Here is a 25146-nt window from a genome sequence, read left to right as displayed (position 1 = left end):
TACAACAAAGGGGCGATTTTAAACGGTTGCGTTGTGAAAGCAATCGTTTGCAATGCCCCTTTTTACTTCCGTTGATCTAGAGCGTAAACACCGTGCGGCAGCGGCTATCATCTTCCTGCCACGCCAGCGCAACATCGCTCAGCGGGCGCATCTGGAAGGCGATGGAAAAATCGCTGTCGGCGGCGGCCGTCAGCATTTCTCCGATGCAGGCGATCAACTCTTTATCCGACACGCTGCCGAGGCCGCTGCCCATTAATATCAGCCCGGACGAACGCAGCAGTTTGCTGTGCAGGGTAATCTCCTGTCTGCTCAACGAACCGATTTGCACAAAGCGCACCGTTTTTTCTCCGCCTGCTACGGCGGCCTGCATAATATCGAGCGCGCTCTGGCCCCAGAGATAATCCAGCACTACATCAATGCCTTCTTTCATCAATGCCGGTAATGCGCCCGGCAATTCATCTAGCGTTAAAGTGAGGTCAGCACCCTGCGCGCGCAGTTGATCCAGCGCGGCGCGATTGCGGCCGGTGGCGATAATTTTTCCAGCACCCAAATGCTGCGCGATGCGCACCGCTAAACCGCCCGACGTGCCCGTTGCGCCATTGATCAGCACGGTTTCACCGGCGCGCAGCTGAGCGCGTCGGGTTAGTGCCGCCCACGATGACATGCCCGGATTCGCCAGCGCAGCGGCCAGCACCGGATCCAGTGTGGCCGGCAACGAAACGATGCTTGCGGCGGGCACTAAGGTTCTTTCTGCCATGCTGCCCCACGGCGCATTAAAGGCGAGGAAGTAAACCGGATCGCCATTGCTCAGCGTGCCGGTACCATCAATGCCGGTAATAAAGGGATAGTGCGCGGCCGCGCTGTAATGCGTACCGGCGGCGCGTGCTTTCGCTAGCTGGCTGACGGCGGCGGCTTTTACTGTCACCACCACATGGCTTTCATCAGCCTGCGGTTCAGGGAAATCACCGTAAACGGGCAGTTCACCTGCCGCAGAAACTATCGCTGCTTTCATGCTTTCACCTTCAGTAAATCGGAAACTATGTGTAATATGCACACATTAGGCTTGCCTCGGGATGACGTCAATGAAAAGTGTGCAAAATACACATAATAGTGCAGCATTTGATGATCTGCATAATGCGCTGCTGATGATTGTTGGAACCTTCAACCGTCCGCAACGTGATGAATTACTGATAAAAGAGTCGAATATCCAGCTCGATCGCGCGCTGTTTCCGCTGCTGATTCAGATCGGTCGCTTCGGCCCGATTGGCGTGGTCGAACTGGCGGAGCGTGCCGGGCGTGATTACACCACGGTGAGTCGGCAGGTGGCGAAGCTGGAGGAGTTAGGGTTGGCGCAGCGGCAGAAAAATGCCAAAGACAAACGGGTGAATGAAGCGGTAATCACGGCGGCAGGTAAAGCGATGACCGACAAGATCGATGCGGCGCGTGCGCAGATCTATCAGAACCTGTTTGCCAGCTGGCCGGATGAAGAGCGCGCTGAGCTGGCGCGTCTGCTGCAGAAGTTTGTCGGGGATTTTATTGCCATCGATAAAACCAAAACGGCGGATTAAGCGTTGCTGTAGCGCTCGGTTTCCGGCAGCCAACGCTCAATCAGCGCCTGCGCCTGTTCTGGATAGTGCTGGTGGATATGACGCGCCACGCGCTGAACTTCGGGAATCATGCCCTGATCGCGCAGCAAATCAGCCACTTTAAACTCGGCGTTGCCGGTTTGACGTGTGCCGAGCATCTCACCTGGACCGCGAATCTCCAGATCATGCTGAGCAATCACGAAGCCGTCGTTGCTATCGCGCAACACCTGCAAACGCTTCTGCGCGGTTTTGCTGAGCGGCGCTTTATACAACAACACGCAGTGTGAGGCGACAGCACCACGGCCCACGCGGCCGCGCAGCTGATGCAGCTGGGCCAAACCGAGACGTTCCGGGTTTTCGATAATCATCAGGCTGGCATTCGGCACATCCACGCCTACTTCGATAACCGTGGTGGCGATCAGCAGCTGGATTTCATTGGCTTTGAACGCCGCCATAACCGCCTGTTTTTCGGCGGGCTTCATGCGGCCGTGTACCAGACCAACCTGCAAATCGGGCAGCGCCACTTTAAGCTCTTCCCAGGTTGCTTCCGCCGCCTGCGCTTCCAGCACTTCCGACTCTTCAATCAGCGTACACACCCAATAAGCCTGACGCCCTTCGTGACAGGCACTTTGCACGCGCGTGATGATCTCACTGCGGCGGCTATCTGGAATCGCCACCGTGGTGACCGGCGTACGGCCTGGCGGTAATTCGTCGATGGTGGAGGTATCAAGATCGGCGTAAGCGGTCATTGCCAGCGTGCGCGGAATCGGCGTGGCGGTCATGATCAGCTGATGCGGATGGAAACCTTGTTCCTCGCCTTTTTCCCACAGCGCCAGGCGCTGGTGCACGCCAAAGCGGTGCTGTTCGTCGATGATCACCAGCGCCATGCCGTTGAATTTTACCTGCTCCTGGAACAGCGCATGGGTGCCGACCACCATCGCGACCTGGCCGCTGGCAATGGCTTCCTGCTGTGCTTCACGCGCTTTGCCTTTCTGCTTGCCCGCCAGCCAGCCCACTTCGATTCCCAGCGGAGCAAACCACTGGCGGAAATTGTTGGCATGCTGCTCGGCCAGCAGTTCAGTCGGCGCCATCAGCGCCACCTGTTTGCCGTGCGCGATGACGTTCAGTGCCGCCAGAGCGGCCACCAGCGTTTTACCGGAGCCGACATCGCCCTGCACCAAACGCATCATCGGAAAATCGTTGGCCAGATCTTTTTCGATTTCTGCCACCACACGCTTTTGCGCACCGGTTGGCGAGAAGGGCAGCGCCGCCAGCAGCTGATCAACCAGCTCGTGGCGCGCCGTCATCGGCAACGCATGATGGCGCTGCGCACCGGCGCGTACCGCCAGCATGCTGAGGTTATGTGCCAGCAGCTCCTCCAGAATTAAACGTTTTTGTGCCGGATGGCGACCGGTTTCCAGCTCGCTCAGACGCAAATCCGGCGGCGGACGATGCAGCGTGCGCAGTGCATCCGGCAGGCTAATCAGCCCGCCGCTCAGTTCAGAGGGCAGCAGCTCGGCAATCGGGCAACTCTCCAGCAGCGTCAATGCCTGATCGGTGAGATTGCGCAGTGTCGCCTGGCGAATGCCTTCGGTAGTGGGATAGACCGGCGTAAGGGTTTCCTGCAGCTCAACGCCGCCTTGTTCGCCCTGCACGCGATACTCGGGATGAATGATTTCAGCACCGCGCTGACCGCGTTTAATCTCGCCATAGGCGGTAACGCGACGGCCCGGCGACAGGCTGTTTTTCATCCCGGCATTGAAATTGAAGAAGCGCATGGTCAGCATGCCGCTGCCATCGCTGATCTGGCACACCAACATGCGGCGGCGACCAAAAGTGATTTCGCTGCTCAGCACTTCACCTTCCACCGTGGCATAAACGCCCGGCAGCAGGTCATTGATTTTATACAGTTGGGTACGGTCTTCGTAGCGCAGTGGCAGATGCAGCAGTAAATCCTGAATGGTAAACAGGCCAAGTTTGGCCAGCTTGCCCGCCTGACTGGCGCCGACGCCGGTCAGGGTACTGAGCGGGATGGCATCCAGCAGACGGCCTTTCATTTTCTACCTGTCGATTGCATGGTGGCCCACCAATCGGCGTCGGCTTCCACTTCGCCCTGGCCATTGATGTACGGATAAGGCAGATTTTTTTGTTTGGCGACGCGCGCCAGCACCGGATAACCGCCTTCAAACAGCAAACGCTGTTGCTCATCTTCATCCAGCAGGCTGTAGGTGCGTTGATACATGCCGGCATTCTGTCGCTGACGTTGCGCTTCATACAGAATCAGTGCGGAAGCCACCGAGACATTGAGCGACTGCACCATGCCGACCATCGGCACAATGATGTCCTGATCGGCCAGCGCCAGCGCTTCAGCGGTAATCCCGGTTTTTTCCTGACCCATCAGAATACAGGTCGGTTTGGTGTAATCGATCTCGCGAAAATCTACCGCTTTGGCCGACAGATTCGTCGCCAGCACCTGCATGCCTTCATCCTTCAGATGACGCACCGCATCTGCAATATGCTGATGCGTTTTAACTTTCACCCAACTGTTGCTGCCCGCCGAAGCCGCAACCATAGTGCGCATACGCACGCTTGGCCAGACAGCGTGCACTTCATGAATGCCCACCGCATCGGCGGTACGAATCACCGCCGAGACGTTATGCGGTTTGTGCACCTGTTCCATGCAGACGGTGAGATCGTGCTGGCGCAGGGCCAGCATCTCCTGAATTCGGGCAAAACGTTGAGCGTTCATCGACTAGTTACGGTTGCGGTGAACTTTGATCACGTCCGGCATCACGCGGATTTTGCGCATAATATTCGCCAGATGGACGCGATCGTTCGCGGTGAGGCGGATAAAGGCGCTATACACGCGACCATCACGCTCTTCGGTATTCAGGCTCTGAATATTGGAACCGGCGGTGTTGATTGCCGCAGTCAGATTCGCCAGTGCGCCCTGATGATTGAACATGTCGACTTTAATCTCAGCGACAAATTCCTGATCGGTCACTTTATCCCACTCTACCGGCATGAACTTTTCAGGTTCTTTTTGGTAGCCGCGGATGTTACGGCAGGATTCGTGGTGCACCACCAAACCTTTGCCGGGACTGACGTGCGCCACAATCGGGTCGCCAGGAATCGGACGGCAGCATTTGGCGAAGGTAATCAACACGCCATCCGCGCCTTTGATCGGCAGCTTTTTACGTTTGCTATTGCTCTGCGGCTCTTCACTGCCCGACTGCAGCAAGTTCTTCGCCACCACTACGCTCATGGCGTTGCCTAGGCCGATTTCTGCCAGCAAATCATCAATGGCCGTCAGCTTCATGCGCTCAAGTTCGTGCTGAATGTTCTCAACCGGAATCTCTGCCAGCTTCTTGCTGCCGCCGAGCGCGTGGCTCAACAGACGACGACCCAGGTTAACGGAATCTTCACGCTTGAGGTTTTTCAGCAGCTGACGGATTTTGGCGCGCGCTTTCGAGCTGACGACAAAATTGAGCCAGGCAGCGTTCGGGCGAGCGCCCGGAGCGGTAATGATTTCAATGGTTTGACCGCTGGTCAGCGATTGTGACAGCGGGTAAGGCTGGCGATCGACGCGTGCGCCGACGCAGGCATGACCGATATCGGTATGCACTGCATAGGCGAAATCGACCGGCGTGGCGCCAGCCGGCAATTCGACGATGCGGCCTTCCGGCGTGAACACGTAGATCTCATCCGGGAAGAGATCGGATTTCACGCTTTCGATAAATTCAAATGAGCTACCGGCGCTTTGTTGCAGCTCCAGCAGGCTTTGCAGCCAGCGTTGAGCACGAATCTGCGCGGTGGTGCCGCTGACTTCGCCGCTCTCTTTATACGCCCAGTGTGCTGCCACACCCATTTCTGCCATCTGATCCATATCTTCGGTACGGATCTGCACTTCAACCGGCACGCCGTGCGGGCCAATCATTGAGGTATGCAGCGATTGATAGCCGTTGGCCTTGGGAATGGCGATGTAATCTTTGACGCGTCCGGGACGCGGTTTGTACAAGCTGTGCATCTGTCCAAGCACGCGATAGCAGGTATCCAGATCTTTCACGATGACGCGGAAAGCGTAAATATCCATGATCGAGTGAAAACGCTGCTCTTTCAGGTGCATTTTGCGGTAGATCGAATAGAGATGTTTTTCGCGTCCACTTACGCGGCAGGGAATGCCTGCTTCCTGTAAGCGACCGTCGATTTCAGCAAGGATCTTCTGAATCATCTCTTTACGGTTACCGCGCGCCGCTTTCACCACCTCTTTAATCACGCGGAAACGGTTCGGGTAGAGCGCTTCAAAGCCGAGCTCTTCCAGTTCTGTTTTTAGGTGATGAATACCAAGGCGGTGCGCCAGGGGACTGTAAATCTCCAGCGTTTCCAGCGCGATACGGCGTTTTTTATCCGGACGTAACGCGCCGAGCGTGCGCATGTTGTGCGTGCGGTCAGCCAGTTTGATCAAGATGACGCGGATATCCTGCACCATCGCCATGATCATTTTGCGGAAGTTTTCAGCCTGCGCTTCTTTCTTGTCGCGGAACTTCAGCTTATCGAGCTTTGATACACCTTCCACCAGTTCGGCAACGCTTTTACCAAACAGCTGTTCCATATCCTGGTAAGTGGCGGGCGTATCTTCAATCACGTCATGCAGCAGCGCCGCCATTAGCGTTTCATGGTCGAGTTTCATCTCGGCCAGAATGCAGGCGACAGCAACAGGATGGGTGATATAAGGCTCGCCGCTGGAGCGTGTTTGACCCTCGTGGGCATCACGCGCGACTAGATAAGCTTGCTTGAGGCGCTTGATTTGCTCCTCAGGCAAGTATTTTTCAATCAGTTGATTGAGGCTTTCAAACAGATACAAGGGCGACCTGCGAAGTGCTGTTAACGACGACCTTCAGCGATAGCGGTAACGGCTTGTAACTCAGCGGCTTCCTGCTCATGCTGTTCCTGACGATCACGGACATCCAGAATCTGGGTAGTGATCAGACCTTCTTCGATTTCGCGCAGGGCGATAACGGTTGGCTTATCGTTCTCTTCCGGAACCAGCGCATCTTTACCGCCTACCTGCATCTGACGTGCACGACGTGCAGCGACCAACACCAGGTCAAAACGGTTACCAACTTTCTCTACTGCGTCCTGAACGGTTACGCGTGCCATAGGTGTGCTACTCCACAGATGATGAAGAAATGACTGGGCATAATACTGAAAGTGAATTCAGACTGCCAATAGTTTGCTGATTAAAGCATCATGTCGCGATTTTTGGCGACCCATACGCAGACGTTCTGCGCGAATAATGGTTTTCAGATCTGACAGCGCCAAATCGAAATCATCATTAACAATTAAATAGTCATACTCGGCGTAATGGCTCATTTCTGCCACGGCCTGTTGCATACGACGGGCAATCACCTCTTCGCTGTCCTGACCGCGGCCACGCAGGCGACGATCCAACTCTTCGGTAGAAGGCGGCAGCACAAAGATGCTGCGTGCGGCAGGCATTTTCTGGCGAATTTGCTGCGCACCTTGCCAGTCGATATCCAGGAAGACGTCCACGCCGGTCGCCAGCACCTGCTCAATCGCCGCGCGTGACGTACCGTAATAATTGCCAAACACTTCCGCATGTTCGAGGAAGTCGTCTGTGGCAATCATGGTCTCGAATTCGGACTTAGAGACGAAAAAGTAGTGCTCACCATGAGCTTCACCGGGACGCACGCCACGGGTGGTATGAGAAATAGACACCTGCGTATCGTACAGCGGTTGTGTCTTTAACAGCGCCTGAATCAGGCTGGATTTACCCGCGCCGCTGGGGGCGGAAACTATATAAAGCGTGCCTTGAGCCATGGTTATCTTGAATTGAGTAAAGAGCGGAGTCGATTTCCTGCACAGTATACACGGCTTGGGGTGGTCACGCAGCGTTTGCCGCTTGGCTGAGGCAATTCTTTTTTCTGTGAAGCCGCGCCAGAGGCTGATGTAGCAGGCTGCAAAAGCGAATTAATCTCTGGAATCTGCTTCCAGCGCGCGATTTTCGAGGCTGGTAAAAGGCTGCGCTGCGCTCTCCAATAGCGAAAAAGGAGAGCGAAGATGAAAGGATGTCTGAGTTTAATATGCTGCTTATTCAGCATCGGTTGCTGGGCCGAAGCGCTCTGCCCGAACTGGTCGCCGGTGCGTGCGGGGCAGGAAATCGCACAACTGCAAACCCAGCTACGACAATGGGATGACGCGTACTACCGGCAGGGCGCTAATTTGGTGACTGATGCCGATTACGACAGTTTGCAACAGCGATTACAGCAGTGGCAGCGCTGTTTCACCCCGGCGCAAGCCACCTACGATGCACAACTCTCCACCGATGGCAGCACGCATCATCCGGTGGCGCATACCGGCGTGCGCAAACTGCGCGACAAGCTGGCGGTGGCGTACTGGATGCAGGATAAATCTGCGCTATGGCTGCAGCCGAAAGTCGATGGTGTTGCCGTCACCTTGGTGTATCGGCAAGGCCAGTTAGTGTCATTGATCAGCCGCGGCGATGGTTTGCGTGGCGAAGAGTGGCTGGCCAAATCCGCACATATTCCCGCCATTCCGCAGCGGCTGGATACTTTGCGTGAGGAAGTGGTGCTGCAAGGTGAGCTGTTTCTGCAAATGACCGATCATCAACAGGCGCGAGACGGCGGTAAGAACGCGCGTGCTCAGGTGGCGGGGGCGATGATGCGTCACGACAATAGCCCGCTGCTTGCGCGACTTGGCATCTTTATCTGGGCGTGGCCGGATGGGCCAAATTCGATGCCCGATCGTCTGGCGCAACTCACACAATGGGGATTTGGACTGGCGCAGAGCTGGAGCCGTCAGGTGAGTAATGAAGAGGAAGTCGCGGTATGGCGCGATCGCTGGTTCCATGAATCATTGCCGTTTGTCACCGATGGTGTGGTGATCCATCAGTCACCGCTCAGCGCAGGGCGCGACTGGCAGCCTGGTCAGAGCAGTTGGTCAGCAGCATGGAAATATCAACCGGCGGAAGTCAGCAGTGAAGTGCTGTCAGTGGATTTCAATGTAGGGCGCACGGGCAAGATCGCCGTGGTGCTGAATCTAATACCGGTGCAACTGGAGGACAAAACGGTACGCCGGGTAAACATTGGTTCACTGCGACGCTGGCGTGAACTGGATGTGATCGCAGGTGATGAGGTGACGCTCACACTGGCGGGATTAGGCATTCCGCGACTGGAGCGGGTGATTTGGCGCGTGGCGCAGCGCGATTATCCTGCGTCGCCACAGGATGGCGAATTCAACGGCTTAACCTGTTTGCACTTTAGCGCCGACTGCCGGGCGCAATTTTTGTCTCGCCTCAGTTGGCTCAGCCGGAAATCAGTACTCGATATTGCGGGCGTACAGCGCAGCAGCTGGCAGCGCCTGCTGGATAGTGGTGCTATCACTCATCTCTTTTCCTGGCTGACGCTGACGCCAGAGCAGATTGCGCAGGCTAATGGCATCACACCAGTTCGCGCGCAACTTATCTGGCACCGCTTTAACCTGACGCGGCAGCAGCCGCTGCGGCGCTGGGTGAGTGCGCTTGGCTTGCCGTTGCCGCGCGCAGCGTTACAGGCTTTACCGGATGCGCAGTGGTCGCAGTTGCTGACGCGAACGGCGGAAAGCTGGCAGCAGTTGCCCGGCATCGGAAGCGTGCTGGCGCAGCGGATTGTGATGATGCTGCAGGATGCGCACCTGCAGCAGTTGATTCACTATCTACAGCAGCAGGAGATTCCTGCCACTGACTCAATGTTCAGGATGGGGATAGTTGAAAATCGGCAAGCCGAGGCGGAAACGCAGCGCCAGCAAGCGGGCGAAGAAGCCGAACAGTAGCGTGATGATCACCACCGCTTCATGCGCCAGCGGCGTTTTCAGCAGCAGGATGTACATCCAACCTGAGGCGAAAGCGATCCCGGCATACAGCTCTTTCTGGAACACCAGCGGAATGCGGTTGCAGAACATATCGCGCAGCACGCCGCCAAACACGCCTGTGATCACGGCGGCGATGGCGGCAATGATGGAGGCGTGTCCGCTATCCAGCGCGACCTGGGCACCAATAATCGAGAACACCACCAAACCCAGCGCATCCAGCACCAGAAACACTTTGCGCAGGTGCGTCATCAGCGGCGCAACAAAGGTGGTCACCACCGCAGCCGCAGCAACGATCATGATGTATTCCGGGTTCTTAACCCAGCTGAGCGGATAGTGGCCCAGCAGAATGTCACGCACCGAACCGCCGCCAATGGCGGTGACCGAGGCGATGATAATCACGCCAAACAGGTCCATTTTACGACGTCCTGCCGCCAACGCGCCGGTCATGGCTTCGGCTGTAATACCAATAATATAGAGAACGGTTAATAACATAGAGCACTCCAATAAATTGGCGGCAAGGCTAAAGATTTCCCAGAGTGTAGACCACTGAGATTTTCTCAATAAGGTGTCGTCGGATTAGCCTTTTTGATGGCGTGCATGCTAACAGGCTTATTTGGCGGGATACATCCGCTTTTAATGATAATTTCGCATGAGTATAAATGATGCGAATGGGCCTGAAACTGTCTTCTTAAGTTCCATTCTTTTTGTGTCGTAAGTGATTACTGCCTGCTCAACCGGGCTTATCACTCATTGGCATCAGACGAAGCAACTATTGGACAGGCATGAAAACGCGTAACGAAGACATTCTCTATTTTTCTTCTGACAAACTGGCGGCGCTTGGGCTGGAGAGTCTTTTGTCCACGTTACCTTGCGCGGGACAGATACATGAATTGTGGTCTCTTAGCACTGTTATAGCTCAGTGTGAAAAACTCAAACCGCGATTACTGGTATGTATCTTTCATGAAAACATGCCCCTCGCAGGGACTTTAAAGGTGCTCTACGCCTTACAGCAGCAATTCCCCGCGATGCAAATGCTGGTGCTTACGCGACGCTTGTTACCGCTGATGCATGCGCTCAGTCGTTATCTGCCTTCGCTCACTGTTTTGGATTTAAAATCCTCGCGCCAAATGCTTTCCAGCCGACTGCTCACCAGCATCAATACCCATGCCCAGGTACAGTTATTAGAAGGCGCGGATATTATTCTGCCCGACCGGCAATTGCGGGTGCTCCTGATGATGGCGTGGGGGTACAGCATGGAACACATCGGCATTCGCTTAGGAATTAGTCATAAAACGGTTAATGCACACAAGCTCAATGCACTGACGCGGCTGCAGATCAAAAGCAAGAATGATATGGCCGATCTGTTTATGGTGATTGATGAACTGCGCATGTTGGTGAGTTGGCTGCGCTTGCAGGGTAACGGTAAGTTAAGTGAGCTTAACTTTTACTCGCTTGAAGAGTTACTGGAAGCCTAAAAAGAAAAAAGCGTGCTGGCAACCAGCACGCGAACGCATCTTTTCAGATGCCCAGAGCCCACCATACAGACTTGTTTTTATTATCCGTTTCTTGCTCGCACGTTAGCGAAACTTTTCAGGCTAAAACGGTATTCTGGCTGGAACCAGGAGCGACCGTAGTAGCAGTAGATCAGCATTCTGATGGATACCATCGCGAGGTAGCCCCAGATGGCGCACAGCACTGAAGGTGTCAGCCACACGGTAAACAGTGTGATGCCTAATCCCACCAGTACAGATGCTATTTCCGCAAAAGCGATGCGCGAAAATTGGTTTTCGCGCTGTAATATGGCGCGATAATGTTGTCCCTGCGGAATAATGATGAAAATGACCGACATCATCTCCAGCATGATTGCCATTTCAGGCTGATTCATTATACGACTGGTAATATCGCTGCCAATAAACAGTGCGGCAAAAATGGCTAATCCGCTTAATACATTCCCCCAATACAATATTGAGAGATCGCTGTTATTCAGATTTTTACTTCTTATGATTCTATTGCCAAATCCGCGATCGGCCAGCGTATCAATAATTAATAACATCACAATAGCAATGGCGAGTAGATCTAACTCGTTTGCCTGGAGTATTTGTGCCAGAAGTGAAAGTTGTAAAACACCAATGCCGACGATTTTAATCGATGACAAAATTGACCATTTAGTGTTAGCCAGATTTTTTTCTCTTATCGCCATACTCTGCTCATTATGGTACATGTACCAGTGCAATTAAGGGTTTACCCTGGCCGCAGGCCAAAGCACAGCTCACATTAATGCAGCGTGTCCTGACGCAGCCCTGATATACCTTTCAGGTTTTGCCACGTAAAGATGCTTTCAATTAAATGATGTTCTGAATTTATTAAGATGCCCCTGGCGCTTAATGGTGTTGTTGTCTTAATGGTATCTCCTCCTGTGCGGAGGAAATCCGTAAGATCATTATAAAATCCCTTTGCGTTTATATATTCCCCGGCCAGCATCCGCCTGGCAATCTCAACGAATTCTTTTTCTGATAACAAAGGATAGGTTGAGCGATCCATGTTATTTCCCTGCTGTTGTTATTATGGTTACTGCTGTGTGTGAATGAGTTATACCGTGTTTTAATTAAATTAACACCATCAGAAAACTCCTATAAATAGACCACAGGAATAAATGGTTTCAGAATTTGCATCAGAATATATAAGGCGAGTGATTTACTATTTATTAGTGCTTTTCTTCATTCCAGGCTGATTAATCAAGAAGTGTTCGAGGCAATTTGAAAAAACTTCGATAAATCAGAGTGACTCAGCATTTTCATGCGCATCCTCACCAGGACTTTTCCTGCTGAGGATGCTTAAGCCAGACTGGTGAATAACAGATAAACACGAGAAGGTTTGAGTGAAACAGTTAAACGCTACTGAGCAAAAAAGTAACCGATTTTTATTGATTGATTCCAGCATGCGTTAAAGAGGTGAGCGCTGCATAATCCATTGATTCTAATGAGTTAACAGATGGAGGAGCTGTTCCAGGTCGCGTTTTACCCATGCTACATCCCCCGCAAACTTCTCGTCAGACATGAATGGTTGACGGTAAACCACCATCACCACTTCTGCGCCTTGCTCGTTAGCAATCACCCGCATCGGCATATAAATCTCTTTACCGTTTCCGGTATCAATCCAGTGATCCATCACGCCAAACGGATTGTGTGGGGTAAAGCGAATCTTCACCGTTCCCTCGGGGCCTTTGGCTTTCCAGCTGTTCCCTTCCTGCGTCAGCGTACTTGCGCTCAGCCCGCTCGCCCATTTTGCAAAGCATTCAGGTTTCCAGATGGTTTCATACAAATCTAACCAGTTGCGTGGAACCGTGAGTGTGACTGTCTGAGATGGCAGCATGGAACCTCCTAATGAGCAAACAAGAAGTCATTAAAGCACGCTGATACCGGGCTGCAAACGGCCCGGTCATGGAAGTGTGGGACAGCAGCGGTTTCCGTGAAAACGCTGTAATCAGATAAACTTGCCGCGCCCCTGAATATTCTGCTCTTCACCCGCACCATCAGCATGGCGCAACACTAAGCGATCGGACTGCGCAACCACCGCGCAGCTGTGGTTAGGGAAGATGCGCAGCAGCGTACCAACGGCTGGTGCCTGTTCAGCGTATTGCAGGAAGCCATGCTCTTCCGACAGCTTCAACACTTCATAGTGATTGCCTTGCTCATCCACGGCGATACCAAATCCGCTGGCATTGGTGCCATGCGGGCCTTTGTCAGAGCTAAGCATTTTGGAACCGGCATCAATAATGGCGAAGTGCGGATTGACGGCTACCACACGCGTCACCACGCTCAGCGCCAATGCATCTGGCGTGCAGAGACCCAAACGCCATGCGGTGAGATCGAGCAATGCGTAATTGCCGGGACGGATTTCATCGCTGCCCTGCGCGACGGGCGCTGCCAATGCCGTTGGCGTTGAACCGACCGAAATCGGGCAGTGCGCAAAACCGGCGGCAATCAGGCGCTGTTGAAGATCCTTCATCAGTGCGATTTCCTGCAAGGCTACTTCTGCAATCGCCGTGGCGTTACCTGCGCCATACGCGTGACCAGCATGTGAAACTAGTCCGGCAAAAGTGAGGCCCGCATCCTGAATCTGCTGCGCCAGCGTAATGGCAGCATCGCTGTGCGGATCAACGCCGATGCGATGTAATCCCACATCCACTTTGATGGCTAAAGCCAGCTGACAATCGGGCTGGCGCTGATGTGCAGCCGCTATTGCCGCCACGCCATTGGCGCAATCAGCAATGCAGGTAATGCGCGCCTGATGTTGTGCGGCCACCGCCAAAAGTTCTTTCAGCGTCCCGGCATGCACAATCGGATAAGCCAGCAACAAATCGCGTTCTCCACCCAAAATAAAAGCGATGCCTTCACTCGGTTTAGATACGGTAATACCACGCGCACCGAGCATGCGCTGTTGCTCAGCAATCCAGACACTTTTATGGGTTTTGATATGAGGGCGCAGCGCGACGCCAGCGGCATCGGCTTTTTGCTGCATCTGTTGCAGGTTACGCTGCAGGCGCGCGGCGTCAATTTCGAGGTAAGGCGTCAGTCGATCGGCAATCAGAGGCCGCAACCAGCCAGCCTCAATATTCTGTTCCATCATAATAGTCCGCAGGTGATTACACAGTGCGGACTATGATTCATCAACGCACGGCAGAATGCCAGCCGGCAAAATCTGCACATTCATGTGCACCCTACAAAAACCTTTCCAAACAACTGTAGGGTCGCCATTCATGGCGACCTTTTCAAACTTGAGAGCTGCCGCTCTGGAATCCGCCGCCCAAATCCTCAATCAACACCACCGCGAGATTAATCTGCTGTGCCTTCAGCGCCACCAGTTTTTGGTCGGATTCAATCAGCTGATTTTGAATGGTTAATACATCCAGATACGGACGCAGGCCCGCAGCGTATTCGCGATGCAAATCATCCCACGCACTGTGAATCAGCTGGTTGGCGCTTTCCTGCTGCGCCAGCTGATCCTGAATCGACTGCAGCTGCGTGATGGTATCGCTGATATTACCTAATGAACCGATCAGCAGCTTATTGTACTGCGCCACCGCCAGATCCCAGTTGGCATCGCTTTCGGCTAAATCAGCGCGACGTTTGCCCGCGTCAAAGATCGGCAACGACAGGCTCGGGCCCACATTAAAGAAACGACTTGGCGCGCCGAGGAAGGCATCGCCGAGCAGTGATTTGGTGCCGGCTTCAGCCACCAGATTGATGTTGGGATAGAACTCGGTTTTGCTGGCGGCAATCTGTTTCGATGCCGCTTCAACGCGCCAGCGCGCGGCCACCACATCAGGACGACGTCCCAGCAGTTCAGCCGGAATGGCGTTTGGCAGCATGGCGGCGACCGGCACATTCATCTGCGCCGGTTTTAACTGGTGCCAGTAATCCGGGCCTTTACCAATCAATGTCGAAAGCTGAATACCGGCATCGGTGACATCTTGTTTGGCTTCAGTCAGTCCCGCTTGCGCCGTTTTTTGCTGCGACAGCGCCTGCTTATATTGGTAATCGGAAGTGAGTCCGGCGCTGACATATTGCTGCTGAATGTTGGCGATACCCACAGCACGTTCGAGATTCTGCTGTGCCAGTTCGGCATTATTCCAGGCGAGATTAAGGTTATTCCACGCTCGCGTCACGTTTGCGGCTAAGGTTAACTGGCTGGCCTGACGATCCAGCTCGCTGGCGCGTGCTTGCCCCAGCGCGGCTTCAGCGGCATCTTTTTTGCCGCCCCACAAATCGAAGGTGTAGCTCAATCCAACGTTGGCGGTACGCAGCGTACTGTAGCTTTTGCCCTCCAGCAGCGGATCATCCACTTTTGCCACGCGCGAGCGCGTAATTCCAGCGTTGAGATCGACATCCGGATAGCGCTCGGCATCGGCGGCAATCACCTGTGCATTGGCTTTATCCGCCTGCGCGTTGACCACCTGCAAATCCGGGCTGGAAGCCATCGCATCATTAATCAGTCGATTGAGTTGAGCATCGTTAAAGCTTTGCCACCATTCGCTCTTTGGCCAATTCGCGGCGCTGAAATGCGCATCTTTTAGGGATTGATTGGCTTGCAGAGTGTTGGCATCGAGTAGCGTGTTTTTGGTGTGTAAGCCGTGTGAAATGGCACAACTGGTCAGCAGCGCAGTGGCAACGGCCAGCGCGAGAAATTTGCAATGGAAGTGCTGTGTCATGGTTCTGGTCAAAGAGAGGAGGAGGCGACCATTACAAGAGGCAGGACAGATTTTGACAAACCTGTTTTTCGTTAAGAATGGTTGTTAAATGTGAGTAGAGAAAATGAGCAGCAGGCGAAAACCTGCTGCATCAAGATTAGATATAAAGTGACGCTTCACCCGGCGGGCGGGTTTTAAAGCGACGGTGCAGCCACAGATATTGATCGGGTGCACGCAGAATTTCTTTCTCGATGACACGATTCATATAAGCAGCGGCGGCGGCCTCATCTTCATACGGATAATTTTCCAGTTCCGGCTGAATGATCAGCTGATAACCGCTTTTATCCTGATTGCGAATCAGCACGATGGTTAACATCGCCGGTTTCGCCAGACGAGAAAGCACAAAGGTGCCGTTGGTGGTCGCCGCTTGTTTAACCGCAAATAGCGGGGCAAACACGCTGCCTTTAGGGCCGTAATCCTGATCCGGCGCGAACCACACCGCTTCGCCTTTTTTCAGCGCCTGCACCATGCCGCGCAAATCGCGACGGTCGATCATCGCCTTATTCGAACGCATGCGACCTTTTGTCTGTGCCCATTCCATCGCTTGATTATTGTGCGGACGGTACATCGCCATCATTGGCTGGCATAAACCGGTAATGCGGCCGCCCAACTCCAGCGACATAAAGTGCACACCAATAACCATCACACCACGCTGGTGGCTTTGCGCGTGCTGCAGGTTTTCGAGACCGCTGACCTGGAAGTAGCGACGTACGCGTGCATCGGACCAGAACCAGGCGATGCCGGTTTCTGCCAGCGCCATTCCCAGAGATTCGAAGTTGCCGGCGATCATCGCTTCTTTCTTCTCTTCATCAATATTGGGGAAGCACAGCTCGATATTGCGGCGAGTGATACGTTCGCGACGCTTGAGGAAGTGACGCGACAATTTGCCAGCGCCCGCGCCAAGCCGGATCAAAATGGGGTAAGGAAGTTGCACCAGCAGCCACAGCACACCTAGCCCAAACCAGGTAAACCAATAGCGGGGATGCAGAAGTTTGGAGCGGAACTGCCTGGATTTCGTCATAACGCCTTCATGTCGGGAGAAAATGTATCGCACTAAGAAGAGAGTCCATGAGTTCCTGGCGGTACAACTGTTCTAATTACGACCAGTAGATTAACAAATAGTGCCGTCAAAGAAACGCGATCTCCACAATCTTTAAGATTAAAGGAAATCATTGATGAGGCGACTATTAGCAGGTTAATGGCTATCTGATGGATATTTTTCAATTCTAACAAAGATTTAATCACAGTGTTTAGTGCAGTTTTCTCATGCTGTTTGCGCGCTTAAATGCGCGGCAGAAATGTTTTTATATCATTGCTGACACTATTTTTACGCTAATGGCTAAAAATTTGTCTCAATCAGGCTAGCTTAAACTCTTTAAGACAATCCCTGCATTCGTTAATGGTTGATCTCGGTTTTTTTCACGCACAAAAAAAAGAATTATAAAAAGCATTTATAAATCATAGTTTTATGTGGTTGCTGGTGAGACTGATAAGGATCGCATGAGGAAAGTCATTATTGAAACTTCAGCTTTAGTTATCGGATTCTCACTCTTTAATGCGTCAGCGATGGCCGCCGATGATAACGGACGTGTAACCTTTCATGGACAGATTATTGATGGCGATTCACCTTGTTTAATCGGCCACGCCGACAACGATCGGGCGATTCTCTGTCTGCCACCAAAACCAGCGCGTTTTATTGAGGGGTAATCTTTGTAGTGTTGAAACCTTGCAAGGCATTACCGCTTCTCAAATGCCAACATAATCCCTACCAAAAACAGCCGTGGCCAGTTGCTCAATGCAACACCACTTAGCCTCGCCTTGAGCCAGCAGCTCACACTGGATTTCACCGCTAGCGCGGCATCATCAAATACCCACAGTTGTAGCAGTATCAGATTGACCAGCGTCGCTACGAATTAGTCCAGCAGGACGATCAAATAAAAAATGCTTTTTTAAGTGGAGGTGTTTTAAATTAAAGTAGAGCGAGCTAGAAAATCTATTTTTAATGAGTTAATTTTTTTGCAAAACATGAGATTTTAAGAATACTTTTGTGATCGAGTAAATGGCAATAGGGATGGCTACTGCAAAGAGCGATGTTATCAGAAACCCTAATAAAGCATGATCGATATAACCATCGAAAATTCTCTGCGGTAAAAAGTAAAAATAAAGATACATCAGGAAGAAGAAATATACAGGTTTAATCATAATCACTAAGCTTTCAAAAGCAAATGTCTTAACGCGAATTATCTCCTTGTATCGGTATCTTTTGATGCATGTTTTTAATGTTGAGTAGATTAATCCGCTGGTGGTAAATAAGATAAATAAACAAATTATGGTATGGATTCTACTATACGCATGTTCTGGTCTGGCTCTCCAGAATGATTGAGTAAGTTTATCGGCTACTTCATAAGGTATATTTTTCTCGATTAAGTTAAATAGGATATCTGTTTCAGCTATTCCGATCGTTACAAGAGTCGCTAAAAAAGTCGAAAAAAATATCATAAGCATTGTAACTGCACATTTTTTCATTCGTTGCATCATTGTTAACGGTCTTGGTTTTATAAAAAAGGCGTGAAGATGTGTCGATTATAGGAAGGTTTTTTTCGATTAAAAGTAAACAATATTTTAATGTGGGGATGCTGTGAGCATTTGAGACGGTTCTCAAAGTTGTGAGTCTTTATTGTTACTGTTTTAAAATATTTCCTTACCTGTCTTTTTACAAAATAATAAAGCCCGCGATGCGGGCTTTATTATCAACCGTGACCATCAGCAAAAACTATTCGATATTCTGAATCTGCTCACGCATCTGCTCAATCAACACTTTCAGCTCAATCGCTGATGTAGTGATCTCGGCGTTAATCGATTTCGAAGCCAGCGTGTTCGATTCGCGGTTGAACTCCTGCATCATAAAGTCGAGGCGGCGGCCAACGGCTTCTTTCTTTTTCAGGATGTTGTAGGTCTCTTTGACGTGCGCATCCAGACGATCCAGCTCTTCTGAAACATCGGTGCGCTGCGCCATCATTACCAGCTCTTGCTCGAGGCGATTATTTTCCAGCTGCACTTCGGCTTCTTCCAGCTTGGTCACCAGACGCTCGCGCTGCCATTTGATCACTTCTGGCATCTGCGCGCGCACTTTGCTGACTTCGTGCGATACGCCTTCCAGACGCTGTTCAATCATCGCTTTCAGCGCGGTACCTTCGCTTTCACGCGCTTCGATAAAGTCATCCAATGCGCCATCCAGCGCCACCAGCAATTCAGCGTTAATAGCGTCAAGATCCTGCTCTTGTGCGGACATCACGCCCGGCCAGCGCAGAATATCCAGCGGATTAATCGCGCCTTCATCACTCTGCATCTTCACCCAGTTGGCGGCCTGCACCAGCTGCTTGGCTAGCGATTCATTCAGCTGCAGTTCGCCTTGCGCGCTGGCATCGGCGTCATAACGCAGGTTGCACTCGATTTTACCGCGCGTCAGACGATTGCGGATGCGCTCGCGGATTACCGGCTCCAGACCACGAAATTGCTCCGGTAGGCGGATATAGGTTTCCAGATAGCGCTGGTTAACCGAACGGATTTCCCAGGCGGCGCTGCCCCAGTGGCCTTTGGCTTCGCGGCGGGCGTAAGCGGTCATACTGCGGATCATAGTCGTCTTCTCTTTTTCAGAAATGTTGGGTGAAGTATAGCGAGGCAGCCTCGACGCTAACAGGCATAAGCGCACTTAAGCTTGAATAACAAAAAATTACCCCTTTTACCTACAGACACTTATGCTTAGCGCTGGTTCGCTTAAAAGGATGAAGTGATGTTCCGCTCTCTGGCTCTTCCTGCTTTATTAACCTTACTGCTCGCTGGCTGTCAGGCACCGTCGACAGCAACGCAACAGATCCCGCCCAACACTGCGCCAGTCGCGGTATGCGGTTCGGGTGACGTGATGATGCAAACCACGCTGTGGTTTGGCATGAACAAACCGAAAGGTGGCATCGTTAGCAGCAGCGAATGGCAGCAGTTTGTTGATAACGATGTGACGCCGCGTTTCAAAGACGGTTTATCGGTATATGACGCAAAAGGGCAGTGGCTGGGCGAGAACGGCAAGCTGGCGCGGGAAAACAGCAAAGCGCTGATGCTGATTCACAATCCGGATTTAGCGAGTTCTGAGAGCATCAATAAGCTTCGTGATGTGTATAAAAAGCGCTTTGAGCAGGAATCGGTGATGCGAGTTGATTCATTGGTGTGCGTGGCGTTTTAAAAAATGGCGGCCACGTAGCCGCCATGCGTTATCAGATAAACAGCCCGGCGAATGCGGCCGAAAGCAAGCTCACCAGCGTGGAGCCATACACCAGCTTCCAGCCAAAGCGTGAAACCACATTGCCCTGTTTCTCGTTCAGGCCTTTAATCGCACCGGCAACGATGCCGATTGAGGCGAAGTTAGCGAACGAAACCAGGAACACTGACAGAATCCCCAATCCGCGCGGCGTCATCTCAGCCGCCACTTTCTTCAGCTCGATCATCGCGACAAATTCATTCGCCACCAGTTTGGTGGCCATAATACTCGCCGCCTGCAAGGCATCAGCGGACGGAATGCCAACCAGCCATGCAAACGGATAGAAAACGTAGCCGAGCAGCTGCTGGAAGCTGTAGCCAAATAGCGCCGCGAACAGCGCATTGATCGCCGCAATTAACGCGATAAAACCAATCAGCATCGCCATGATGATCATCGCCACTTTAAAACCGGCGAGAATGTATTCGCCCAGCATCTCAAAGAAGCTCTGATCTTCGTGCAGCTTATCCAGCGCAATCTGCTCTTCGTTTTCCGGGCGGGTTGGATTGATGATCGAGAGGATAATAAAGGTGCTGAACATATTGAGCAGCAGCGCCGCGACCACATATTTGGCATCAATCATCGACATATACGCGCCAACAATCGACAGCGAAACCGTCGACATCGCCGTCGCCGCCATGGTGTACATACGCGGAGCGGAGATATCGGCGAGAATACCTTTATAAGCGATGAAGTTCTCCGACTGGCCAAGAATCAAGGTGCTGACAGCGTTAAACGACTCCAGCTTGCCCATGCCATTCACCTTCGACAACAGAGTACCAACGGCGCGAATCAGCAGCGGCAGAATGCGCCAGTGCTGCAAAATGCCGATCAGTGCGGAAATAAACACAATCGGGCAGAGCACGCCGAGGAAAATAAAGGCTAATCCCTGATCCGCCATATTACCGAAGACAAAGTTGGTCCCTTGCGCGGCGTAGGTTAATAAGGTTTCGAAGAAGCGGCCCACCGCAGAGACCACCGATTGGCCGCCCGCCGAATGCAGGAAGAACCAGCCCAGCGCGGCTTCAACAATCAGCAGCTGAATAATAAAGCGGGGACGAATGCGTTTGCGGTCGTGGCTGACCAATAGCGCAAGGGCAAAGATCACCACCAGCGCCAGCAGGAAATGGAGTATCGCGATCATCATTTATCTTTTTTAGGGAGGAAACGCGCATTTAGCCACAGCCACCACAGAATTTCATCCAGGATTGTGGCGATCGCGGGCAGGACAGCCGCAGCCGAAGTCCGTATAATGCGCAGCCAAACCTAAGCAAGCCGGAGAGAAACCATGCGTCCAGCAGGCCGTAGTGCATCTGAAACACGTCCCGTCACACTCACTCGTCACTACACCAAACATGCAGAAGGCTCTGTGCTCGTTGAGTTCGGCGAAACCAAAGTGCTGTGCACCGCAACCGTCGAAGAGAGCGTGCCGCGTTTCCTCAAAGGCAAAGGTCAAGGCTGGATTACCGCAGAATATGGCATGCTGCCGCGTTCTACCCACAGCCGCATGGCGCGTGAAGCGGCCAAAGGCAAACAGGGCGGCCGTACGCTGGAGATTCAGCGTCTGATCGCCCGTTCACTGCGCGCGGCAGTGGATTTGGAAGCGCTGGGTGAATTCACCATCACGCTGGATTGCGATGTGATTCAGGCCGATGGCGGCACGCGTACCGCATCCATTACCGGTGCCTGCGTGGCGCTGGCCGATGCATTGAATGCGCTGGTTGCTGCTGGCAAGCTGAAAGCCAGCCCGCTGAAAGGCATGGTGGCGGCGATTTCTGTGGGTATCGTCGGCGGTGAAGCGCTGTGCGATCTGGAGTATGTGGAAGATTCCGCCGCAGAAACTGACATGAACGTGGTGATGACCGAAGACGGTCGCATGATTGAAGTGCAGGGCACCGCAGAAGGTGAACCCTTCAGCCACGACGAGTTACTGCAGCTGCTGGCGCTGGCGCGAGGCGGCATTGAGCAGTTGATTCAGGCGCAGAAAGCGGCGCTAACTAATTGATGTAACAGGCGACCATAGAGTCGCCTTTTCTTTATTTGAGGAGTGAGAAATGAAAGCCTGGCAGCGTCAGTTTATAGAATTCGCCCTGAACAAAGGGGTGCTGAAGTTTGGTGAGTTCACCCTGAAATCGGGACGTAAAAGCCCCTATTTCTTCAATGCCGGTCTGTTTAACACCGGTCGCGATTTAGCGCTGTTAGGCCGTTTCTACGCGCAGGCGCTCGTCGATGGCGGTGTCGATTTCGACCTGCTGTTTGGCCCGGCGTATAAAGGCATCCCGATTGCCACCACTACTGCGGTAGCGCTGGCCGATCATCATGAGCGTGACGTGCCTTACTGCTTTAACCGTAAAGAAGCCAAAGATCACGGTGAAGGCGGTTTGCTGGTCGGCAGCCCGCTGCAAGGCAAAGTGATGCTGGTGGATGATGTGATCACCGCCGGCACCGCGATTCGTGAATCAATGGATATCATTAGTGCGCATAACGCGACGTTAGCGGGCGTGCTGATTTCGCTGGATCGTCAGGAACGCGGCCGCAGCGATATTTCGGCGATTCAGGAAGTGGAACGCGACTATAAATGCAAAGTCACCGCGATTATTACGCTGGCTGAGCTGATTGATTACCTGGAAGAGAAGCCGGAGATGGCTGATCATCTGGCGAAAGTGCGCGCGTATCGCAAAGAGTACGGGATTTAATTATTCGGTAATGAGGTCGGCATAAATGCCGACCTGGTCTTTTAAACCAACTGCGCAGCCATCAGCGGCCAGCGGCTCTCGAAATCGGCGGTCGGACGAAAGCGGAATTCCGAGCGCACATAGCGCGACAACAGCCCTTCACAAAACGCCAGCAACTGGCTCGCCAGCAGCGTTTCATCGTTCTGGAAACCTTCACCATCACGCATTTTCTTCTCGCGCATCACCTGACGCAGCTGCACTTCAATACGTTCGAACAGCTGGTTGATACGCCCTTGCAGGCGATCCTGTTCAAACATCAGCGCGTGGCCGGTCAAAATACGCGTCAGCCCCGGATTACGCTCACCAAATCCCAGAATCAGCTGCACGATTAAACGCAGTCGCGTCAGCGTCTCTTTTTCATCTTTCAGGATCAGATTGATGCGGGTAATCAGACTGTCTTCAATAAACTCGATCAGGCTGTCAAACATACGCGTTTTGCTGGGAAAGTGGCGATAAAGCGCCGCTTCCGACACGCCGACATTAGCGGCCAGCTTCGCGGTGGTGATGCGCTGACTGCCATCGCCTGACTCCAGCATTTGCGCCAGCGCCTGCAAAATCTCTTCGCGACGATTCCGTTTCGCGACTTTTTTTTCTGCCATGACCTTCAACACCCCTGAAATTCACCAAAAACAGGCAATACTGCCTCATCTGCCACAAGCAAAGCGGCCTGTGGCGACAAGAAATAAAAAGATGGCTAAGCGAAAAGTGTCGCGTGTTACTGACGGCCTGAGTGACCGAAGCCGCCTGCGCCGCGATCGCTGGTGTCAAAATCTTCCACCAGGTTAAATTCGGCCTGCACGACCGGCACGAAGACCAGCTGTGCCAAACGGTCGCCTGGCTGCAGCGTGAAGCTGTCCTGGCCACGGTTCCAGACGGAAACCATCAATTGGCCCTGATAATCGGAGTCGATCAAACCGACCAGGTTGCCCAGCACGATGCCATGTTTATGGCCAAGGCCGGAGCGCGGCAGAATCACGGCTGCCAGACCTGGATCGCCAATGTGAATCGCCAAACCGGTGGGAACCAGCGTGGTCATGCCTGGTGCGATTTCCAGTGCATCATCCAGGCAGGCGCGTAAATCGAGACCTGCGGAACCAGAGGTTGCATAAGTCGGCAGCGGGAATTCGTTGCCCACACGTGCATCAAGAATTTTAACGTCGATTTTTTTCATCATAACGGCTGACAATCTCGTCTATTAATTGTTGGCCAAGGAGCGTCTTATCACTGAGCGGTAAGACTTTTTCTCCTTCCTGCCAAAAAAGGTGAAGAGCATTGGTGTCGCTATTGAAGCCCTGACCCGCCTGCGCCACATCGTTGGCACAAATCAGATCCAGGTTTTTTCGCACCCGTTTTTGCCGCGCGTATTCTTCCACATTCTGGGTTTCGGCAGCAAATCCCACAACGTAAGGGCGATTTTTCTGCAGCGCTGCCACGCCTGCGACAATATCGGGGTTCTTCACCAACTGCAGCGTGACGCTATCGTCGCCACCCTGTTTTTTGATTTTCTCTGCGGCAATCGTAGCCGCCCGGTAGTCTGCCACGGCTGCGCTGGCAATGAAAATATGTTGTTGCTGGATTTGCGCCATCACCGCCGCTTCCATCTCCAGCGCGCTGTCGACGTCCACGCGTTGCACGCCAGCTGGCGTTGGCAGCGCCACCGGACCGGCAATCAGCGTCACCTTCGCACCGCGTTTTGCTGCCGCAGCCGCAATCGCAAAGCCCATCTTGCCCGAGCTGTGATTGCTGATATAACGCACCGGGTCCAGCGCTTCGCGTGTTGGACCGGCGGTGATCATAATGTTGAGATGTTGCAGATCGTTGACGGGCGCAGCCCATTCAAGTGCGTGCGCCACAATCGCCAGCGGGTCGAGCATGCGGCCCGGACCAATATCGCCGCACGCCTGGCTGCCGCTGTCGGGCCCCCAAATCAGCATGCCGCGCTGATGCAGACGTTGCAGGTTCTCTTGCGTGATCGCCGCGCGGTACATCTGCTGATTCATGGCCGGGACGATGGCAACGGGCGCGGCGGTTGCCAGGCATGCGGTGGTGACCAAATCATTCGCCATACCTGCCGTCACGCGGGCTATCAGATCGGCGGTTGCTGGCGCCAGTACAATTAAATCGGCCCATTTCGCCAATTCAATATGGCCCATCGCCGCTTCCGCCGCCGGATCGAGCAAATCATCAAATACCGGATAACTGGAAACCGCCTGCAGGCTCAGCGGGGTAATAAAAGCTTTGGCCGCTTCGGTCATCATTACGCGCACATCAGCGCCGCGATCGCGCAGCCGACGCACCAGCTCCGGCGCTTTATACGCAGCGATGCCGCCACTCACGCCCAGCAGAATTTTCTTTCCGGCTAATCCCGTCATGTTG

General features: G+C 53.1%; 25 protein-coding genes. 7 read left to right on the top strand and 18 right to left on the bottom strand.

What is annotated here, in order from left to right:
• Window positions 1-76: 76 nt before the first annotated feature.
• Window positions 77-1012 (bottom strand): quinone oxidoreductase family protein, encoded by a 936-nt coding sequence (locus ACXIZX_RS18970; RefSeq protein ID WP_479404723.1) that lies wholly within the window; start codon window positions 1010-1012, stop codon window positions 77-79.
• A 61-nt stretch (window positions 1013-1073) separates the two neighbouring features.
• Here ACXIZX_RS18970 and ACXIZX_RS18965 point away from each other — a divergent pair, with 61 nt between their 5' ends.
• A complete protein-coding gene (locus tag ACXIZX_RS18965; protein WP_479404722.1) occupies window positions 1074-1568 on the top strand; it encodes a MarR family winged helix-turn-helix transcriptional regulator in 495 nt (164 codons plus the stop codon).
• Here ACXIZX_RS18965 and recG read toward each other — a convergent pair.
• The 5 genes from recG to gmk are packed head-to-tail and all read right to left on the bottom strand — an operon-like array spanning window position 1565 to window position 7427.
• Entirely contained in the window at window positions 1565-3643 is a 2079-nt protein-coding gene (gene recG, locus ACXIZX_RS18960) for an ATP-dependent DNA helicase RecG (RefSeq protein WP_479404721.1), read from the bottom strand. The genes ACXIZX_RS18965 and recG overlap by 4 nt on opposite strands.
• Window positions 3640-4335 carry a tRNA (guanosine(18)-2'-O)-methyltransferase TrmH gene (gene trmH / locus ACXIZX_RS18955; RefSeq protein ID WP_479404720.1) on the bottom strand — a complete coding sequence of 232 codons (696 nt, stop codon included), beginning with the start codon at window positions 4333-4335 and terminating at the stop codon, window positions 3640-3642. Before trmH ends, recG begins: the two co-directional genes overlap by 4 nt.
• A 3-nt stretch (window positions 4336-4338) precedes the next feature.
• Window positions 4339-6450 carry a bifunctional GTP diphosphokinase/guanosine-3',5'-bis pyrophosphate 3'-pyrophosphohydrolase gene (spoT, locus tag ACXIZX_RS18950; RefSeq protein WP_061720533.1) on the bottom strand — a complete coding sequence of 704 codons (2112 nt, stop codon included), beginning with the start codon at window positions 6448-6450 and terminating at the stop codon, window positions 4339-4341.
• 20 nt (window positions 6451-6470) lie between these two features.
• Window positions 6471-6746 carry a DNA-directed RNA polymerase subunit omega gene (gene rpoZ, locus ACXIZX_RS18945; RefSeq protein ID WP_007885265.1) on the bottom strand — a complete coding sequence of 92 codons (276 nt, stop codon included), beginning with the start codon at window positions 6744-6746 and terminating at the stop codon, window positions 6471-6473.
• A 57-nt stretch (window positions 6747-6803) separates the two neighbouring features.
• Window positions 6804-7427: a guanylate kinase gene (gene gmk / locus ACXIZX_RS18940; RefSeq protein WP_008109768.1), complete on the bottom strand. Its 624-nt coding sequence runs from the start codon at window positions 7425-7427 to the stop codon at window positions 6804-6806.
• A gap of 240 nt (window positions 7428-7667) precedes the next feature.
• On the opposite strand from gmk, the gene ligB reads away from it, so the two are divergent.
• The gene (gene ligB / locus ACXIZX_RS18935; protein ID WP_479404719.1) at window positions 7668-9437 is read left to right on the top strand and encodes an NAD-dependent DNA ligase LigB; all 1770 of its coding nucleotides are present in this window, start codon (window positions 7668-7670) and stop codon (window positions 9435-9437) included.
• On the opposite strand, the gene ACXIZX_RS18930 is transcribed toward ligB, so the two are convergent.
• Window positions 9351-9968 (bottom strand): trimeric intracellular cation channel family protein, encoded by a 618-nt coding sequence (locus ACXIZX_RS18930; protein ID WP_008109765.1) that lies wholly within the window; start codon window positions 9966-9968, stop codon window positions 9351-9353. The two genes, ligB and ACXIZX_RS18930, sit on opposite strands and share 87 nt — an antisense overlap.
• Window positions 9969-10258: 290 nt before the next feature.
• Here ACXIZX_RS18930 and ACXIZX_RS18925 point away from each other — a divergent pair, with 290 nt between their 5' ends.
• A complete protein-coding gene (locus tag ACXIZX_RS18925; RefSeq protein ID WP_008109763.1) occupies window positions 10259-10951 on the top strand; it encodes a helix-turn-helix transcriptional regulator in 693 nt (230 codons plus the stop codon).
• Between the two features lie 80 nt (window positions 10952-11031).
• On the opposite strand, the gene ACXIZX_RS18920 is transcribed toward ACXIZX_RS18925, so the two are convergent.
• The 6 genes from ACXIZX_RS18920 to lpxP all read right to left on the bottom strand — a co-directional run bounded on the left by ACXIZX_RS18920 (window position 11032) and on the right by lpxP (window position 16747).
• Window positions 11032-11676, bottom strand: a complete 645-nt coding sequence (locus ACXIZX_RS18920; RefSeq protein WP_479404718.1) for an oligosaccharide flippase family protein — start codon at window positions 11674-11676, stop codon at window positions 11032-11034.
• Window positions 11677-11750: 74 nt separating this feature from the next.
• Window positions 11751-12017 carry a hypothetical protein gene (locus ACXIZX_RS18915; protein WP_061720537.1) on the bottom strand — a complete coding sequence of 89 codons (267 nt, stop codon included), beginning with the start codon at window positions 12015-12017 and terminating at the stop codon, window positions 11751-11753.
• 435 nt (window positions 12018-12452) lie between these two features.
• Window positions 12453-12848 carry a polyketide cyclase gene (locus ACXIZX_RS18910; RefSeq protein ID WP_179453166.1) on the bottom strand — a complete coding sequence of 132 codons (396 nt, stop codon included), beginning with the start codon at window positions 12846-12848 and terminating at the stop codon, window positions 12453-12455.
• Window positions 12849-12959: 111 nt separating this feature from the next.
• Window positions 12960-14102, bottom strand: coding sequence for an alanine racemase (locus ACXIZX_RS18905; protein WP_479404896.1), 1143 nt, complete (start codon window positions 14100-14102; stop codon window positions 12960-12962).
• Window positions 14103-14247: 145 nt separating this feature from the next.
• Window positions 14248-15687 carry an efflux transporter outer membrane subunit gene (locus tag ACXIZX_RS18900; protein ID WP_479404717.1) on the bottom strand — a complete coding sequence of 480 codons (1440 nt, stop codon included), beginning with the start codon at window positions 15685-15687 and terminating at the stop codon, window positions 14248-14250.
• A 136-nt stretch (window positions 15688-15823) separates the two neighbouring features.
• Window positions 15824-16747 carry a kdo(2)-lipid IV(A) palmitoleoyltransferase gene (gene lpxP, locus ACXIZX_RS18895; RefSeq protein ID WP_061720540.1) on the bottom strand — a complete coding sequence of 308 codons (924 nt, stop codon included), beginning with the start codon at window positions 16745-16747 and terminating at the stop codon, window positions 15824-15826.
• Between the two features lie 479 nt (window positions 16748-17226).
• Here lpxP and ACXIZX_RS18890 point away from each other — a divergent pair, with 479 nt between their 5' ends.
• The gene (locus tag ACXIZX_RS18890; protein WP_154157457.1) at window positions 17227-17433 is read left to right on the top strand and encodes a hypothetical protein; all 207 of its coding nucleotides are present in this window, start codon (window positions 17227-17229) and stop codon (window positions 17431-17433) included.
• 1066 nt (window positions 17434-18499) lie between these two features.
• On the opposite strand, the gene ACXIZX_RS18885 is transcribed toward ACXIZX_RS18890, so the two are convergent.
• Entirely contained in the window at window positions 18500-19363 is an 864-nt protein-coding gene (locus ACXIZX_RS18885) for a YicC/YloC family endoribonuclease (protein WP_061720336.1), read from the bottom strand.
• Window positions 19364-19519: 156 nt separating this feature from the next.
• Between ACXIZX_RS18885 and ACXIZX_RS18880 the strand changes: the two genes are divergently transcribed.
• Entirely contained in the window at window positions 19520-19963 is a 444-nt protein-coding gene (locus ACXIZX_RS18880; protein ID WP_179453168.1) for a DUF3574 domain-containing protein, read from the top strand.
• A gap of 31 nt (window positions 19964-19994) precedes the next feature.
• Here the strand turns inward: ACXIZX_RS18880 and ACXIZX_RS18875 are convergent, their stop codons facing one another.
• The gene (locus tag ACXIZX_RS18875) at window positions 19995-21179 is read right to left on the bottom strand and encodes a NupC/NupG family nucleoside CNT transporter (RefSeq protein ID WP_479404895.1); all 1185 of its coding nucleotides are present in this window, start codon (window positions 21177-21179) and stop codon (window positions 19995-19997) included.
• Between the two features lie 144 nt (window positions 21180-21323).
• Between ACXIZX_RS18875 and rph the strand changes: the two genes are divergently transcribed.
• Entirely contained in the window at window positions 21324-22040 is a 717-nt protein-coding gene (gene rph / locus ACXIZX_RS18870) for a ribonuclease PH (RefSeq protein WP_061720334.1), read from the top strand.
• Window positions 22041-22089: 49 nt separating this feature from the next.
• Complete coding sequence (gene pyrE, locus ACXIZX_RS18865) at window positions 22090-22731, top strand: orotate phosphoribosyltransferase (protein ID WP_008109749.1); 642 nt, start codon at window positions 22090-22092, stop codon at window positions 22729-22731.
• Between the two features lie 41 nt (window positions 22732-22772).
• Here pyrE and slmA read toward each other — a convergent pair whose 3' ends face one another.
• From slmA to coaBC, 3 genes are all read right to left on the bottom strand, one after another.
• Window positions 22773-23369, bottom strand: a complete 597-nt coding sequence (gene slmA, locus ACXIZX_RS18860; protein WP_008109747.1) for a nucleoid occlusion factor SlmA — start codon at window positions 23367-23369, stop codon at window positions 22773-22775.
• A gap of 116 nt (window positions 23370-23485) precedes the next feature.
• Window positions 23486-23944 (bottom strand): dUTP diphosphatase, encoded by a 459-nt coding sequence (gene dut / locus ACXIZX_RS18855; RefSeq protein ID WP_008109745.1) that lies wholly within the window; start codon window positions 23942-23944, stop codon window positions 23486-23488.
• The gene (gene coaBC, locus ACXIZX_RS18850) at window positions 23922-25142 is read right to left on the bottom strand and encodes a bifunctional phosphopantothenoylcysteine decarboxylase/phosphopantothenate--cysteine ligase CoaBC (protein WP_479404716.1); all 1221 of its coding nucleotides are present in this window, start codon (window positions 25140-25142) and stop codon (window positions 23922-23924) included. The genes dut and coaBC overlap by 23 nt, the downstream gene beginning before the upstream one ends.
• Window positions 25143-25146 lie beyond the last annotated feature (4 nt).

The organism is Candidatus Pantoea symbiotica, assembly GCF_056491525.1.
The sequence above is the reverse complement of the archived record's forward strand: the minus strand, read 5'-3'. Positions and strand labels throughout refer to the sequence as shown.

Bases quoted from the DNA above. Each gene is read 5' to 3' on its own strand.
- ligB (WP_479404719.1), top strand. From the start codon at position 7,668: ATGAAAGGATGTCTGAGTTTAATATGCTGCTTATTCAGCATCGGTTGC.
- slmA (WP_008109747.1), bottom strand. From the start codon at position 23,369: ATGGCAGAAAAAAAAGTCGCGAAACGGAATCGTCGCGAAGAGATTTTG.
- ACXIZX_RS18880 (WP_179453168.1), top strand. From the start codon at position 19,520: ATGTTCCGCTCTCTGGCTCTTCCTGCTTTATTAACCTTACTGCTCGCT.
- pyrE (WP_008109749.1), top strand. From the start codon at position 22,090: ATGAAAGCCTGGCAGCGTCAGTTTATAGAATTCGCCCTGAACAAAGGG.
- rpoZ (WP_007885265.1), bottom strand. From the start codon at position 6,746: ATGGCACGCGTAACCGTTCAGGACGCAGTAGAGAAAGTTGGTAACCGT.
- ACXIZX_RS18925 (WP_008109763.1), top strand. From the start codon at position 10,259: ATGAAAACGCGTAACGAAGACATTCTCTATTTTTCTTCTGACAAACTG.
- ACXIZX_RS18920 (WP_479404718.1), bottom strand. From the start codon at position 11,676: ATGGCGATAAGAGAAAAAAATCTGGCTAACACTAAATGGTCAATTTTG.
- ACXIZX_RS18910 (WP_179453166.1), bottom strand. From the start codon at position 12,848: ATGCTGCCATCTCAGACAGTCACACTCACGGTTCCACGCAACTGGTTA.
- dut (WP_008109745.1), bottom strand. From the start codon at position 23,944: ATGATGAAAAAAATCGACGTTAAAATTCTTGATGCACGTGTGGGCAAC.
- recG (WP_479404721.1), bottom strand. From the start codon at position 3,643: ATGAAAGGCCGTCTGCTGGATGCCATCCCGCTCAGTACCCTGACCGGC.
- ACXIZX_RS18900 (WP_479404717.1), bottom strand. From the start codon at position 15,687: ATGACACAGCACTTCCATTGCAAATTTCTCGCGCTGGCCGTTGCCACT.
- ACXIZX_RS18930 (WP_008109765.1), bottom strand. From the start codon at position 9,968: ATGTTATTAACCGTTCTCTATATTATTGGTATTACAGCCGAAGCCATG.
- ACXIZX_RS18915 (WP_061720537.1), bottom strand. From the start codon at position 12,017: ATGGATCGCTCAACCTATCCTTTGTTATCAGAAAAAGAATTCGTTGAG.
- trmH (WP_479404720.1), bottom strand. From the start codon at position 4,335: ATGAACGCTCAACGTTTTGCCCGAATTCAGGAGATGCTGGCCCTGCGC.
- ACXIZX_RS18970 (WP_479404723.1), bottom strand. From the start codon at position 1,012: ATGAAAGCAGCGATAGTTTCTGCGGCAGGTGAACTGCCCGTTTACGGT.
- gmk (WP_008109768.1), bottom strand. From the start codon at position 7,427: ATGGCTCAAGGCACGCTTTATATAGTTTCCGCCCCCAGCGGCGCGGGT.
- rph (WP_061720334.1), top strand. From the start codon at position 21,324: ATGCGTCCAGCAGGCCGTAGTGCATCTGAAACACGTCCCGTCACACTC.
- ACXIZX_RS18875 (WP_479404895.1), bottom strand. From the start codon at position 21,179: ATGATCGCGATACTCCATTTCCTGCTGGCGCTGGTGGTGATCTTTGCC.
- ACXIZX_RS18885 (WP_061720336.1), bottom strand. From the start codon at position 19,363: ATGATCCGCAGTATGACCGCTTACGCCCGCCGCGAAGCCAAAGGCCAC.
- ACXIZX_RS18905 (WP_479404896.1), bottom strand. From the start codon at position 14,102: ATGGAACAGAATATTGAGGCTGGCTGGTTGCGGCCTCTGATTGCCGAT.
- lpxP (WP_061720540.1), bottom strand. From the start codon at position 16,747: ATGACGAAATCCAGGCAGTTCCGCTCCAAACTTCTGCATCCCCGCTAT.
- ACXIZX_RS18890 (WP_154157457.1), top strand. From the start codon at position 17,227: ATGAGGAAAGTCATTATTGAAACTTCAGCTTTAGTTATCGGATTCTCA.
- ACXIZX_RS18965 (WP_479404722.1), top strand. From the start codon at position 1,074: ATGACGTCAATGAAAAGTGTGCAAAATACACATAATAGTGCAGCATTT.
- coaBC (WP_479404716.1), bottom strand. From the start codon at position 25,142: ATGACGGGATTAGCCGGAAAGAAAATTCTGCTGGGCGTGAGTGGCGGC.